We start from the raw sequence: 13,794 nt of genomic DNA, 5'->3' as shown, positions 1-13,794 counted from the left end.
GAGGCGTCTGAAGCGGTTCGGTCAGGCTCTGCTTCAGATTTGTAAAGTATTTCGACAGGTCTTTTATGCCGGCTCCCGCGATGTTGTGAGCCACTCACGTCAAGCCCGCTCGAAGACGTTGCAAGGTCTTGCGCAATGAGCGTCCCGGGGCGCCGCGGGACCGGCCCACACGGCATAGCCATGCCGCGCGATCAAGATCACCCTTGCCGAGCATGGATTCAAGCGTATCGCTCAGCGCACGAGCGCTGGTCAGTGCGCTGTCGGACGTCGTGAAGCGCAGCCCGCTGCGCGTGTAGTGGCTGAAAATGAGGGGTGTCATTTCCGGCTGGTGCTGCAGGCCGAGCTGTTCGCAGGTCAGCCAGAAGCGTTGAACCGCGGCGCCGGCGTTCACCCGCTGCTCGACTGTTTCCATGGGCTCCGGCGCGATCAGGCAGGCGTGCGCCGAGCATGCGATGCCGGGAATCAGGTCGAGCTGGACGCGCGGCGCGAAGGTACCGGCGAGCCACGCGTTAAAAAACTCGACACGCGGCCAGCTGTGCATGACCCACTTCATCATTTTCGCCGTCATCGGGTCCACACCGACAGCCGCTTCGGGAATGCGATCCTCGCTGAACCGCGCGCCCCAATCGATCACCCGCTTGTGGACTTCGTACGCTTCGCGGATGGTCAGGCGGATCTTGGCGTTGGCGAAATTCAAACGGGCGATCGACCAGCGTTCCGATCTTGATTCGAACCAGCGTACCTTGAGCGGAAGCGCCGCGCTTTCCAGTGCAGTGCGCTCGGCATGTGTCAGGCGGGCGCCTGGCATGGGGCGTCGCTGCACGCTTCGCTTCTCTATATATGCAAGGAGTGGATCTTCCCTCAATGTCGGGTCGGGCTGCAGTCGTACGTCGTACAGCAGATGGGTATCCGGCGTGCCGGCCCGGCGAGTCCACCCGGCCCGCAGGCCGTGCCGGGTGGCGGCGATGCGCAGTGTTTCGAGCAGTGCGCCGTGCGCAAGCTGGCTGGCGTGGCCTTCCAGGTCATACACGCAGTCGTGGCGCGTGTCGAAGCCGTGGATCAGTACATGGTCGTCGGCCAGGATTTCGAAGCGCCAGGGCTGGGTGTTGTCGCCGCTCGGAGCCCATCGGGCCAGGTCGAGGATCTGTTCGATGACGCGCATGGAGGTGCCTCGCGTGGGGTGGGGAGTCAGACCGAAGGTTTGCGTGCGAGCTGACGACGACCGATGGACATGATCAGCCGTTGCAGCGGGTGGTTGTTGCCGCCCGGCCGCCAGGTGCGCACCAGCTTGTTGCGGAAGGCGTCGTACTGCAGGCCCCAGGGTGCAGCGCGCACCTCGCCGCGGCCAAGCAGCAGCTTGATGCCTTCGGCGGCGGCAAAACCCGCGCACAGGTTGCACGCAATCATGGTCGACGGGCCTCGTCGCGCTGCCAGATCGATGCGCGAGGGTTCGACCAGATACGGGCGGTGCAGGCCTGCCGGCGCCAGACCGACGAGAAAGCGCAGCGCCTGTTCGGTTTCGTCGCACCCTTCGAGCCGGAAGTACGCTTCGAAACTCATCCGGTCGGGCAGGAAGACGAGCAGGGCCGAACCCATGCCAAGCGGCGCTGCAGTGACAGCCGGAATGCGCAGCCGATGACAGGCTGCAAAGGTCGCGCGGCGCGCCGAAAAGGCGAAGAAATCGAGCCCGTCTATATATATATCCGCACCGCGCAGGAAGTCGTCGGGAGATTCGGCCGAAACGCCCAGAGGAAAAAGCTTCAGCTCGACTTCAGGGTTGATGTCTCGCGCCTGGGCGGCCAGTACGTCAAGCTTGCGTTGCCCCAGCGTACTCATCGTGGCGCCTACCTGCCGGTTGAAGTTGGCGACGTCGAAGGTGTCGAAGTCCGCGATGTGGAAGCGACCGACCCCGAGTCGCGCCAACGTCAGCAGGTGGATCCCTCCAACACCGCCCAGCCCGGCGATGGCGACCGTGCTGGTGCGCAGTTTTTGCTGCTCAACCTCGGTAAACCACCCAAGATTCCTGCTGAATGCTTCGTTATAGTCAAATGCGGAGTGATTCATCTTCGTCCTGCCATTCGGCAATCGCTCCAGCGCGTTTTTGCCCTGAAGGCTCACGGCTGCTGGAAAGTAAAAAACTGTTATGCTGGCAGTACCTTAGCATCTTACCCCTCGAATCCGCATGAAGTTTTGGCTGCTTGATCTGCGACTGGCCATGCGTAGCGTGCTGCGACAGGGGCGGCGCACGATGATTGCGATCGGAGCGGTCAGCTTCGGCGTTGTCGCCATGATCCTTTCGGCCGGCTTCATCGAGTGGTTGATGGACGGGATGCGCGAATCGACGATCAAGTCACAGCTCGGTCACATCCAGGTCGTCAGGCCAGGGTACGTTGAACGCGGTACATCGGATCCGTTCGGCTTCATCATCGAAGGCGAGGAGGCGGCGCGTGCGGCGGTGCAATCCAGCGCCGGCGTGAAGGTGATCGCACCACGACTCAGTTTCAACGGCCTGGCGAGCAAGGGCGAAAACACCTTTGCCTTCCTCGGGCAGGGCGTGTCGCCGCAGGCCGAGGCCGTGCTGTCGAGTTCGATCCGCATCAGTCGCGGGCGTAACCTCGCCGTGGACAGTGCGAACGAGATGATCATGGGGCGTGGCCTGGCGATCAATCTCGATGCCCAGGTCGGCGACACCATCGTGCTGCTGACCACGACAGCCGGCGGCAGCATCAATGCGATCGAGGCGCCCATCGTTGGTCTGTTCACTTCGGTCAGCAAGGAATACGACGATTCTGCGCTGCGCATGCCGATTGCGCTGGCTCAACAGCTGGTCAAGGTGACCGGTGCACAGCAGTGGCTGGTGCTGCTTGAGCGCACCGACGCCACTGACAGCAAGATCGAGGAGTTGCGCAAGGTGCTTCCGGCCGCCAGGCTTGAGCTCGTGCCGTGGTACCAACTGGCCGACTTCTACAACAAGACGCGCGACCTCTTCTCCAGTCAGATCAATGTGGTGCGGCTGATCATTTTGATGATCATCGTACTGAGCATTTCGAATACGCTGTCCATGAGCGTCATGGAGCGGGTCAGCGAGATCGGTACCTGCATGGCACTGGGCCTCACGCGCAGTCGCATCCTGCGCATCTTCGTGTCCGAGGGCCTGATGTTGGGTGTCGTGGGCGGTGGCTTGGGCGTGGTGCTGGGTTGCCTGCTGGCGGTCGGAATCTCCGCGGTGGGCATCCCGTTGCCGCCGCCACCCGGCATGGAGGAAGGGTTTGACGGCAAGATCATGCTGACCTTCAATATCGTGGCGCAGGCCATGCTGGTTGCGGTGGTCAGCAGCTTCGTGTCGAGCCTGTATCCCGCCTGGAGAGCGTCGCGCATGAACATCGTCGACGCCTTGCGCCAGAGTCGCTGAGCCGCCATGTTCAAACTTGCCCTGCGCAACATCCTCCGTCAGAAATCGCGTACCGCGATGACTCTGGCTGCCATCGTGTTCGGCGTATCCGGTCTGATTCTGACCGGCGGTTTCGTGGCGGATGTGCTGACCCAGCTGGGCGAAGCCACGATCCACAGTCAGCTCGGCCACGTGCAGGTGTTCAAGCAGGGTTTCTACGAGAAGGGCTCGCGTTCGCCGGAAAAGTACGTCATCGACGACGCCGACCAGATCGCGCGCTTCGCGGCCAAGATGCCCGAAGCGGATACCGTGCTTCAGCGTATCCGGTTCGCCGGCCTGCTCAACAACGGCAAGGCGGACTGGGCCATCGTCGGCGAGGGCGTCGAGCCGGACAAGGAAAATCACCTCGGTACGTTTGTCCGGATCACTGCGGGCCGGCAATTGAAGGACGAAGACACGTCGGGCGTGCTGATCGGCGACGGTGTGGCGAAGGCGCTGGCGCTCGAGCCCGGAGATACCGTCACGCTGATCATGAATACTGCGGACGGCGCCCTGAACACGACCGAACTGAACGTGGTAGGCGTTTTTCAAAGCTTTTCGAAAGATTTCGATACCCGTGCCGTAAGAATTCCCATTGCGGCAGCGAGGGAGCTGCTGGCGCGCGACGGCGCCAATTCGATCGTGTTGTTGCTGCACCGCACGGCCGATACTGCGCTGGTGAAGGATTTGCTGATTCCGCGGTTGCAGTCGCTGGGGTTCGATATCCGCGACTGGGTGGAGCTGTCTGATTTCTACGCGAAGACGGTCGAGCTGTATCGCACGCAGTTCGGCGTGCTGCAGTGGATTGTGCTGATCATGGTGCTGCTCAGCGTGTTCAACACGGTAAACATGAGCGTTTTCGAGCGTGTGGGAGAATTCGGTACGCTGATGGCGCTGGGCAACACGCGTGGCTATGTGTTCAGGTTGGTGATGGTGGAGAACGCAATGTTGGGTCTGTTTGGCGCCGTGGTGGGTGTCGTGCTGGGTACGCTCGCGGCGCTGGCGATCAGCGAGGTCGGCATCCCGATGCCGCCGCCGCCGAATTCCAACGTCGCCTACACCGCTACCGTCAGGGTGCTGCCCAATACGGTGTTACTGGCATTCGGGGTCGGTCTGATCGCCACCCTGGTGGCCGCGCTTTTGCCGGCCCACCGGGTGTCGCGCACGCCAATCGTCGATGCGCTGCGCTACAACATCTGATGAGCCGTGACGGAATAGAGCGCACTTTCGGGTGCATTGGCTATGATTCGCGGCTTGTTTCGCCGCTGTCCTTCTGGAGGATGCAATGCTTCGTTCGATCTTTCTGATGTCCGCCCTGCGCAAATGTGCGTTGCTCCTGGCGCCGCTTGCGCTGGTGGCCTGCACCTCGTCACCGTACCCGGCCGCCCCGACGCAGGCTTACAGTGATGGTTACAACTACATCCTGGGCCCGGGCGACTCGGTCAATATCGTCGTCTGGCGCAACCCCGAAATCTCGTCGACGGTCACCATCCGGCCGGACGGCAAGATCACCGGTACGCTGTTCGAGGACCTGCCGGCCGCGGGTCGCGATCCCACGACACTGGCGCGCGAAATCGAGCAGGTTCTGTCCAAGTACATCCGTGATCCCATTGTCAGCGTGATCGTGGCGGGCGGCATCGGTCCCTACAGCGAACAGATCCGGGTCATCGGCGAAGCGGCCAAGCCGCAGGCGCTGGCCTACAAGCAGAAAATGACCCTGCTTGACGTGATGATTGCGGTGGGCGGCATCACCGACTTCGCCGATGGCAACGCGGCGACCATCCTGCGCACCTCCGAAGGTGACAAGCAATACAACGTGCGTCTGAAAGACCTCATCCGGCGTGGTGACGTCAGCGCGAATGTGGATGTCAAGCCTGGCGACATCCTGATCATTCCGCAGAGCTGGTTCTGAGCTCCATGAGCCACGATAAGAGGGAGGTCTTTGCACGTGGATGATCTTCTACGCCAGTTGTCCGGTTACATAAGGCAGGCGTGGGGCTACCGTTGGGTAGGTCTGCTGACGGCTTGGTTGGTCGGAACGATAGGCATGGGCGTCGTGCTCATCCTGCCGGATCAGTATCAGGCCTCGGCGAAGATTTATGTCGATACGCAATCGATCCTGCGGCCGCTGATGTCCGGTTTGGCCATACAGCCGAACGTCGATCAGCAGATCAACATGCTTAGCCGGACGCTCATCAGTCGCCCCAGCATTGAGAAACTGATCCGGATGGCCGATCTTGATCTGGAGGCGAAGACAAAAGCCGAAAAGGAAGCGCTGGTCGATGAACTGATCAAGAAGGTCGTCCTGTCAGGATCGGGACGAGACAACCTCTATTTCGTGTCTTTTCGCGACGAGAAGCCTGCTCGCGCGCAAAAGGTCGTTCAGGCAATCGTGACGCTGTTCGTCGAATCGGGTCTTGGTGGCAAAAGACAGGATTCAGACCAGGCTCGCAAATTCATCGAAGAGCAGATCAAGGCGTATGAAGCCAAACTTTTCGAAGCCGAAAATCGCCTCAAGGAGTTCAAGCTGAAAAACCTCGAGCGTCCAGGCGGCGGGCAAAAAGATTTTTACGGCAGTCTCGGAGATGCCCAGCAGCAGCTTAACCAAGCACAGCTGGAACTTCGTGAAGCATCGAATTCGCGAGATGCACTCGCCAGACAACTGCTCGGCGAAGAACCGACGATTGCGTCAGAGTCTACGTTCCCGGGCATGACCTCGTCGAGCGGCGGGCCTTCAACAGCGGAGATTGACAGCCGCATTGCGTCGATGAACAACGACATTGAAGCGCTTTTGCAGCGGTATACCGATCGTCATCCGGATATCGTTCAGCTGCGTTCGCGCATACGGACACTCGAAGCCGAGCGGAAAAAGATTGTTGAGCAGTATGCCGAGGAGGCCAAGGAGGCAGAGTCGAGCAAGGAACCGGCGGCTGCAAAGAAGATGGTGGCCGGTGCTCAACAAATACCTAATCCCGTTTATTTGCAGATCAAGGTTGCATTGGCATCGGCCGAAGCCTCGGTTGCTTCGCTGGGTGCCCGCGTCGCGGAGTATCAAAGTCGCCTTGAAAAACTACGTCAATCTTCCCGGCTCGTGCCTGAGCTCGAGGCCGAATTCACGCAACTGAATCGGGATTACGAGGTTCACCAGACCAACTACAACAACCTCGTATCGCGGCGTGAGTCTGCATCGATGTCGGAAGAGATGGACGCGACCGGCGTAGCGGAGTTCCGGCTTATCGAACCCCCGCGGGTTTCCCCCGAGCCTGTGGCACCCAACCGCCTCATTCTGCTGACAGTCGTGATCGTCGCGGCGCTCGTTGTGGGCATCGCGTCTTCAGTTGTCGTTTCCCAGATACGCCCCGTGTTTCACGACGGACAAACACTCGCTGACGTTGCTGGTTTGCCGGTCCTTGGCTCGATTTCGATGCTGCTGGCCGATGAACGCAAGCGATATGAGCGGCGACGTCGCATCGTGTTCCTCGGTGGCGTTGGCGGTCTGGTTGCGGCCTACGTTGCCATGCTTGCGTTCGTCTCGCTTGTGATGCGCAGTGCGTGAGGAAAAATCATGAGCATCATTGAACAAGCTGTTGCACGGATGGGGCTGCTCAAGCGAGCAGGCGTCGAGATCGGTTCCATTGAGGAAATCGATCTGCACGAGGCGATCAACAAGCCGGAGGAAGATGAGCCTCTGGAGCGCTCAAGCGCAGGGGGCACGGCTGCACGTGCCCCAGCTGGTAAAGCACCGGGTGAGTTGCGGCCTGTCGACACGATGCCGGACGCGACATCGCGTCTGGTTGAACTTGACCTGAATCGGCTGGATTCGATGGGCCTGGTGGTGCCCTCTTCGCCGCGATCCCAGGTTGCAGAAGAGTTTCGGGTCATCAAGCGGCCAATTCTTGCAAACGCCCACGGCAAAGGCGCAGCGCCGGTGGATAACGGCAATCTCATCATGGTGACAAGTTCTGTCCCCGGTGAAGGCAAGAGCTTCAATTCCATTAATCTGGCGATGAGCATCGCGATGGAACTCGACAACCGGGTTTTGCTCGTGGATGCGGATGTAGCCCGTCCATCCGTGCTCAACCTGCTTGGATTGCCTCCTGCAAAAGGCTTGATGGATGTTCTCCTCGATGATGCGGTCAGTTTGCCGGATGTGCTTTTGCGTACAAATGTCGAAAAGCTGACGATATTGCCGGCGGGCATGCCACACAAGAACGCAACGGAACTGCTTGCGAGCGGAGCGATGCATGCGCTTCTCGTCGAACTCGCGCATCGTTATTCGGACCGGATCATCATTTTTGATTCTCCGCCGCTGATGGTGACAACCGAAGCGCCTGTTCTTGCTCAATCGATGGGTCAAATCGTGGTTATCGTCGAGGCGGGGCGTACCACGCACGCAACGCTCAAGCAGGCACTGTCACGAGTTCGCAACTGCCCGGTCAAGATGGTGGTTCTCAATAAGGCGCGCTATGCGCGTACGGATGGCTACTATGGTTATTACGGATACGGCTATGGCTATGAGTCTGACCGGAACCGAGTGCCGGGCGAGAAGGTTGTTGATTAGTCGGCAAAGCTTCCGCGGAGGGCGTTTTTTTGCTGCTGCGCTCCTCGTCGCCTTGAGCGGCCTGGATGCGCCGGTTGCGCAGGCAGAGAACTGGAGGGTTACGCCCACGTTGTCGACCCGGATGGTTTCATCCGACAACATCAGCTTTTCTGCGACAGATCCGCAGTCTGATACCGTATTTGAGGTGAACCCGGGGATCAGCGTTCGACGGGTGAGCCCCCGGATCAATCTGGCGGCTGCCTACACGCCGCGCTACTTTCATTATGTGGATGAAACTTTCTCGTCCAGGCTGTCGCATGCCTACAACGTGAATGGTCGCTTCGAAGTTGTCGATGATCTGTTCTTCATTGATGTGCGTGCCATTTCAAGTCAGCAAAACAGGTCGGTCTTCAATGCGGTACCCACCGATAACGTACTTTCCGCGAACCAGCTCAACAACACTAGAACCTTTTCGGTTACGCCTTCTTTCCGCGGCAAGTTGAGGCTGGGTGATATCGCCACCTGGTCTTCCAGCTTCTCGTCGGCTCGAACTGAATCGTCCCGTAATCTGGGCAGCGTCAGCACCGAAACTTTCACCGGAGCGCTTGAAAGTAAGCCGGCCAAGATCGGTTGGCGGGCGGACGTCAGTTCGACGTCGACCGATTCGGATCGTGGCAACACCAAGCGCGATCGCATCACGGGTTCCCTCATCTTCCGCCCGGATGCATCGCTGCAACTGTCGGTGCGCTATGGATTCGAGAAAGGTAATGCTTTCAATGCCGGGCGAAATCCTTCCGCGCAGGGATATCAGGATACCTATGGCCTCGGTCTGGTCTGGACACCGACCCCTCGCACCTCCATCAGGGCCGATATCGACAAGCGACCCTTTGCCACAACGAGTTTGCTGAATGCCACGCATCGGATGGCGCAGATGGCTTTCACCGCAACGCATACGCGCACGCTGACCAATCGCGCGCAGCAACTTCTCGAGCCGACAGGCGTGTCCGATCTTTTTGACAGCCTTTCACAGATTGAGCCCTTCGCCAGTGTCACGGACACGATTCAGCGCGAGCAATTGATGAACGAGTTTCTCTTAAGTCGAGGACTCGATCGCTTTGTCGTCGGACTCAGCCCCATCCTTACTGATCTCGAATTTCTCCAGACTCGATCGCAGTTTTCGATTACACGCACAGGTGCTCGCAGCACTCTGTTGCTGAGTGTCTTTTTGAACGAGAGCGACAGGGGAATTGGCTCGGGCGGCATCACGGGTGGGGATGACTTCGATCTCGCCAGCGTGATCCGGCAGCATGGCTGGAACGCGACCCTGTCGCATCGCGTTGGATCAACTTCATCGCTGGTGCTCAACTACACATCCACCCAGTCGAACGGTCGATCGAACTCCCTGTCCGGGTTGAGCAGCAACAGGGATGTCCTGAATCTGACGCTGTCGACCCCGTTAGGCGCCCGCACGAATGGTTCGATAGGTTTGCGCATGACACGTGCCACAGTCATCAGCGGAGATGTGGACGAAAATGCGCTCATCGCAACCTTGACTACACGTTTCAACTGATTGCACGGGGCGTGCCAGGTGAAGTGTTTCAGTCGGACAGGTCGCTCCACCTCATTTCGCCTGCTTAATGTACGAATCCTTTTACGGCCTCTCCGGCAAGCCTTTCCAGCTCAACCCCGATCCGTCCTTCTTCTTTGGCAGCAAGGGGCACCGCCGCGCGCTCGCCTACCTTGAGTACGGGCTGCACCAGAGCGAGGGCTTCATCGTCATCACGGGTGAAATCGGTGCCGGCAAGACCACGCTGGTGCGCAGCCTGCTGCAGAAACTCGATGTCAAGAAGGTCGTGGCGGCGCAGTTGGTCAGTACGCATCTTGATGCTGAAGACACCTTGCGTCTGGTTGCGGCCGCTTTTGGCCTGCCGAACAAGCAACTGAAGAAGGCCGACCTGCTGCTGTCGATCGAAATGTTCCTGCTGTCGCTGACCGCAGCAGGCAAGCGCGCGTTGCTGATCGTCGACGAGGCACAGAACCTGACGCCGCGCGCCATCGAAGAATTGCGCATGCTGTCCAACTTCCAGCTTGGCGAGCATGCGTTGTTGCAGAGTTTTCTGGTCGGTCAGCCTGAATTTCGGGAAACGATGCAGAGCCCGGACATGCAGCAGCTGCGGCAACGGGTGATCGCGTCCTACCACCTCGGGCCGATGGACCCGGCCGAAACCGAGGCCTACATCGAACACCGGCTCAAGCATGTCGGCTGGCGCGGGTCACCGGCCTTTCTGGCCGGCACGCACGAGGCGATCTTCAAAGCCACAGACGGGGTGCCGCGCCGCATCAATACGCTGTGCGACCGGCTCATGCTGGCGGGATTCCTAACCGGCGCCACCTCGTTCTCGCCGGATGAGGTTGCGGTGGTGGTCAGCGAAATCCGCGATGAAGCAGGAGATGCGGCCGCAGCGGCTGCCGTTGCCAAGCATGGCGATTCGGGTGTTCCTCTGGCATCGTCCGGCCGGGCGTCCTTTGGTGGCTCCCACATGATCGGCACGCCCGAGCTGTTCGATATGGATCTTTCCCAATTCAAGCTCGATGCGCCTTCGGCGCAGCGCGTGCGGGATTTCGTCAATGCGCAGCAGGCCGGTTACCTCGAAGATCGATTGTTGCGTATCGAGCGTTCGCTCGAACAGACCATTTCGATGCTGCGCGAGCTTGCCGACCGTTCGCTCGACAACGGGAAGGACGCAGAATGACTATTGCGCACTCGGTGTCCATCACGACGGTGCTGTGCATTGTCGGCGCCCGCCCGAACTACATGAAGATGGCGCCCATCCTGCGCGCCTTCGATGAGCACGTGCCTGCGATTCCGTGGGTGCTGGTGCATACCGGTCAGCACTACGACCATGCGATGAATGAGCGCCTGTTCAGCGGACTGCGCCTGCCGACGCCGCAGCACAACCTCGAAGTGGGTTCCGGCACGCATGCGGTGCAGACGGCCGAAATCATGAAGCGCTTCGAGCCGCTGGTCGACGACATCAAGCCGTCGTGCGTGCTGGTTGTCGGCGACGTGAATTCCACATTGGCCTGTGCGCTGGTCGCGGTGAAGAAGCACATCGCCGTGGTGCATGTCGAAGCCGGGCTGCGCAGCGGAGACCGCGCGATGCCGGAAGAAATCAACCGCATCCTGGTCGACCGCATTGCCGACCGGTTGTACACGACCGAGCGCAGCGCGCTGGCAAACCTGGTGGGTGAAGGCGTCGATGCGTCCTGGGTGCATTTCGCCGGCAATGTCATGATCGACTCGCTGCTGTCGAGCCGCTCGCTGGCGGTGCCCCCGGTGGCGACATTGAACGAGCACGGCATCGATCCGGCGCTGATTGCCGGTGGCCGTTACGGCGTCGTGACACTGCATCGCCCGAGCAATGTCGACGATCCGGAACAGCTCAAGCGCCTTGCCGGCATGCTGTCCAAGGCTGCAGAACGGCTGCCGCTGGTGTTCGCCATCCATCCGCGCACCCGCAGCAATCTCGAAAAGTTCGGGTTGGGCGCCCTGCTGGACAACCCGCGCATCGCGCTGCTGCCGCCGCTGGGTTACCTGGAAATGCTCGGCCTGATGGATGGCGCGACGGTCATGATCACCGACTCCGGTGGCCTGCAGGAGGAAACGACCGCGCTGTCGGTGCCGTGCATCACCCTGCGCGAAAACACCGAGCGGCCGATCACGGCGGAGCAGGGCACCAATACCGTTGTGGGTTCCGACGAAACACTGTTCGTGCGCTGCCTCGATGACACGCTGGCGACCGGCGGCAAACGCGGACGCGTCCCCGAATACTGGGACGGTGCAGCCGCCCCGCGCATTGCTGCCGACCTCTATGCCTGGCTGCAGGCACGCGCCGCATCGTGAGCCGGACGCCGTGACGACCATCCGCAACGCCTTTACCGTCGACGTGGAAGATTACTTCCAGGTGTCGGCGCTGGCGCCCTACATCGCGCGGGCCGATTGGGACCGCATCGAGTGCCGTGTCGAGCGCAACGTGGATCGCATCCTTGCGCTGCTCGATGAATCGGGCAACCGCGCCACCTTCTTCACGCTGGGCTGGATCGCGCAGCGCCACCCGGCCATGGTGCAACGCATTGCGCGAGCCGGGCACGAAATCGCCAGCCACGGCAGTGCACACCTGCGTGCCACCGACCAGACGCCGGCCGATTTCCTCGACGACATTTCGCGTGCCAAGAAGCTGCTTGAAGACATTACCGGCGTGGAAGTGCGTGGCTATCGTGCCCCGAGCTTTTCGATCGGCCATGCCAATCCGTGGGCGCTCGATTGCGTGGCCGAAGCGGGCTACCGCTACAGTTCCAGCATCTACCCGGTCAAGCATGATCACTATGGCATGCCGGATGCGCCGCGTTTTCCGTTCGCCTCGCGCGACGGCCTGATGGAAGTGCCGGTCACCACCGTACGTGTCGGCAGTCGCAATCTGCCGGCCGGGGGCGGCGGCTATTTCAGGCTGCTGCCCTATGCAGCGTCGCGCTGGCTGCTGCAGCAGGTGAACCGGCGCGACGGCCGACCGGCCATGTTCTATTGCCATCCGTGGGAAATCGACGCCGCGCAGCCGCGTGTCGCCGGTGTCGATGCGAAATCGCGCTTTCGTCACTACATCAACCTCGACCGCACCGAAGGCCGGCTGGCGCGTCTGATGCGCGATTTCCGCTGGGGCCGGATGGACGAGGTGTTTCCGGAGATAGCCCGTGCGACCTGAGGCGGAATTCATGACAGCTGTCAGCGTGAGCGTGCGCGCCGCCACCGATGCGGACCGCGCGAACTGGAACGCCTTCGTGGAAGCGAGTCCGGCGGCGAGCTTCTTTCACCTGTTCGAGTGGCGCGACATCATGCGCAATGTTTTCGGCCACCGCACGCACTACCTGCTGGCCGAACAGGCCGGGCGTGTCTGTGGCGTGCTGCCGTTGGCGCAGGTCAAGAGCCGGCTGTTCGGACACTCTCTGGTGTCGCTGCCGTTCGGCGTCTATGGCGGCGTGGCGGCGGACAACGAATCCGCTGCGCTGGCGCTGGAAACCGAAGCGCAACGCATTGCACAGTCGCTCGACGTCGACCATCTCGAATTCCGCAACGTCAGCGCGCGCCACACCGACTGGCCGACCGAAGACCTCTACGTCACCTTCCGCAAGGAACTGTCACCGGACGTCGAGGCGAACATGAACGCCATTCCGCGCAAGCAGCGCGCGATGGTGCGCAAGGGCATCAAGAACGGTCTGGTCGCGAAGTTCGACGCCGACAACGCCCGCTTCTTCGAGCTCTATTCGGACAACGTGCATCGTCACGGCACGCCTGCGATGTCGCGTCGCTACTTCGACACGCTGCGCGCCACCTTCGGCGAGCGCTGCTCGGTCATGACGGTCGAAGGCCCAGACGGTGCGCTGCTGAGCAGCGTCATGAGCTTCTACTTCCGCGACGAAATCCTGCCCTATTACGCAGGCGACGCGGAGGCCGCGCGCGATCTGGCCGCGAACGATTTCAAGTACTGGGAACTGATGCGTCACGCCTGCGAACGCGGCATCCGGGTATTCGACTACGGCCGCAGCAAGCAGGGCACGGGTTCGTATTCGTTCAAGAAGAACTGGGGTTTCGAGCCGGCACCGCTGCACTACGAATACTGCCTTTACAAGCGCGACAGCCTGCCTCGCAACAACCCGTCCAATCCCAAGTACAAGCTGATGATCGAAGTCTGGCGCCGCATGCCGCGCAGCTTCGCCAACGTCCTTGGGCCATTCATCGTTCGCAATCTCGGCTGAGTCGGGCGGCCTC

12 protein-coding genes are annotated in these 13,794 nt (G+C 60.8%); 10 read left to right on the top strand and 2 right to left on the bottom strand.

The features are described 5' to 3' along the window. Positions 1-94: 94 nt before the first annotated feature. Both BSY238_RS05445 and BSY238_RS05440 read right to left on the bottom strand, forming a co-directional pair. Positions 95-1,162: a nitroreductase family protein gene (locus BSY238_RS05445; RefSeq protein ID WP_069038242.1), complete on the bottom strand. Its 1,068-nt coding sequence runs from the start codon at positions 1,160-1,162 to the stop codon at positions 95-97. Between the two features lie 26 nt (positions 1,163-1,188). Next, on the bottom strand, positions 1,189-2,064 hold the full coding sequence (locus BSY238_RS05440) for a ThiF family adenylyltransferase (protein WP_069040476.1): 876 nt from the start codon (positions 2,062-2,064) through the stop codon (positions 1,189-1,191). A 118-nt stretch (positions 2,065-2,182) separates the two neighbouring features. Here BSY238_RS05440 and BSY238_RS05435 point away from each other — a divergent pair, with 118 nt between their 5' ends. The 10 genes from BSY238_RS05435 (at position 2,183) to BSY238_RS05390 (ending at position 13,781) form a co-directional block, all read left to right on the top strand. Further along, positions 2,183-3,412, top strand: coding sequence for an ABC transporter permease (locus tag BSY238_RS05435; protein WP_069038241.1), 1,230 nt, complete (start codon positions 2,183-2,185; stop codon positions 3,410-3,412). A gap of 6 nt (positions 3,413-3,418) precedes the next feature. Next, a complete protein-coding gene (locus tag BSY238_RS05430) occupies positions 3,419-4,630 on the top strand; it encodes an ABC transporter permease (protein WP_069038240.1) in 1,212 nt (403 codons plus the stop codon). Positions 4,631-4,715: 85 nt separating this feature from the next. Continuing rightward, the gene (locus tag BSY238_RS05425) at positions 4,716-5,342 is read left to right on the top strand and encodes an XrtA/PEP-CTERM system exopolysaccharide export protein (protein ID WP_069038239.1); all 627 of its coding nucleotides are present in this window, start codon (positions 4,716-4,718) and stop codon (positions 5,340-5,342) included. Positions 5,343-5,378: 36 nt separating this feature from the next. Beyond that, complete coding sequence (locus BSY238_RS05420; RefSeq protein WP_069038238.1) at positions 5,379-6,986, top strand: XrtA system polysaccharide chain length determinant; 1,608 nt, start codon at positions 5,379-5,381, stop codon at positions 6,984-6,986. A gap of 9 nt (positions 6,987-6,995) precedes the next feature. Beyond that, a complete protein-coding gene (locus tag BSY238_RS05415; protein ID WP_069038237.1) occupies positions 6,996-7,991 on the top strand; it encodes an XrtA-associated tyrosine autokinase in 996 nt (331 codons plus the stop codon). Beyond that, the gene (locus BSY238_RS05410; protein WP_223300277.1) at positions 7,939-9,540 is read left to right on the top strand and encodes a TIGR03016 family PEP-CTERM system-associated outer membrane protein; all 1,602 of its coding nucleotides are present in this window, start codon (positions 7,939-7,941) and stop codon (positions 9,538-9,540) included. The genes BSY238_RS05415 and BSY238_RS05410 overlap by 53 nt, the downstream gene beginning before the upstream one ends. 67 nt (positions 9,541-9,607) lie before the next feature. Next, positions 9,608-10,723, top strand: coding sequence for an XrtA/PEP-CTERM system-associated ATPase (locus BSY238_RS05405; RefSeq protein ID WP_069038236.1), 1,116 nt, complete (start codon positions 9,608-9,610; stop codon positions 10,721-10,723). Continuing rightward, complete coding sequence (gene wecB / locus BSY238_RS05400; protein ID WP_069038235.1) at positions 10,720-11,874, top strand: non-hydrolyzing UDP-N-acetylglucosamine 2-epimerase; 1,155 nt, start codon at positions 10,720-10,722, stop codon at positions 11,872-11,874. Before BSY238_RS05405 ends, wecB begins: the two co-directional genes overlap by 4 nt. After that, positions 11,843-12,730 carry an XrtA system polysaccharide deacetylase gene (locus BSY238_RS05395; RefSeq protein WP_069038234.1) on the top strand — a complete coding sequence of 296 codons (888 nt, stop codon included), beginning with the start codon at positions 11,843-11,845 and terminating at the stop codon, positions 12,728-12,730. Before wecB ends, BSY238_RS05395 begins: the two co-directional genes overlap by 32 nt. After that, positions 12,720-13,781 (top strand): FemAB family XrtA/PEP-CTERM system-associated protein, encoded by a 1,062-nt coding sequence (locus tag BSY238_RS05390; RefSeq protein ID WP_069038233.1) that lies wholly within the window; start codon positions 12,720-12,722, stop codon positions 13,779-13,781. Before BSY238_RS05395 ends, BSY238_RS05390 begins: the two co-directional genes overlap by 11 nt. Positions 13,782-13,794: the final 13 nt, after the last annotated feature.

Origin of the sequence: Methyloversatilis sp. RAC08, assembly GCF_001713355.1 — a bacterium.
Classification (GTDB): domain Bacteria; phylum Pseudomonadota; class Gammaproteobacteria; order Burkholderiales; family Rhodocyclaceae; genus Methyloversatilis.
This window is presented reverse-complemented; position numbering and strand designations above follow the sequence as displayed.

Coding starts and splice junctions, on each gene's coding strand:
- BSY238_RS05430 (WP_069038240.1), top strand. CDS start 3,419: ATGTTCAAACTTGCCCTGCGCAACATCCTCCGTCAGAAATCGCGTACC.
- BSY238_RS05405 (WP_069038236.1), top strand. CDS start 9,608: ATGTACGAATCCTTTTACGGCCTCTCCGGCAAGCCTTTCCAGCTCAAC.
- wecB (WP_069038235.1), top strand. CDS start 10,720: ATGACTATTGCGCACTCGGTGTCCATCACGACGGTGCTGTGCATTGTC.
- BSY238_RS05415 (WP_069038237.1), top strand. CDS start 6,996: ATGAGCATCATTGAACAAGCTGTTGCACGGATGGGGCTGCTCAAGCGA.
- BSY238_RS05440 (WP_069040476.1), bottom strand. CDS start 2,064: ATGAATCACTCCGCATTTGACTATAACGAAGCATTCAGCAGGAATCTT.
- BSY238_RS05425 (WP_069038239.1), top strand. CDS start 4,716: ATGCTTCGTTCGATCTTTCTGATGTCCGCCCTGCGCAAATGTGCGTTG.
- BSY238_RS05410 (WP_223300277.1), top strand. CDS start 7,939: ATGGCTATGAGTCTGACCGGAACCGAGTGCCGGGCGAGAAGGTTGTTG.
- BSY238_RS05435 (WP_069038241.1), top strand. CDS start 2,183: ATGAAGTTTTGGCTGCTTGATCTGCGACTGGCCATGCGTAGCGTGCTG.
- BSY238_RS05445 (WP_069038242.1), bottom strand. CDS start 1,162: ATGCGCGTCATCGAACAGATCCTCGACCTGGCCCGATGGGCTCCGAGC.
- BSY238_RS05395 (WP_069038234.1), top strand. CDS start 11,843: ATGCCTGGCTGCAGGCACGCGCCGCATCGTGAGCCGGACGCCGTGACG.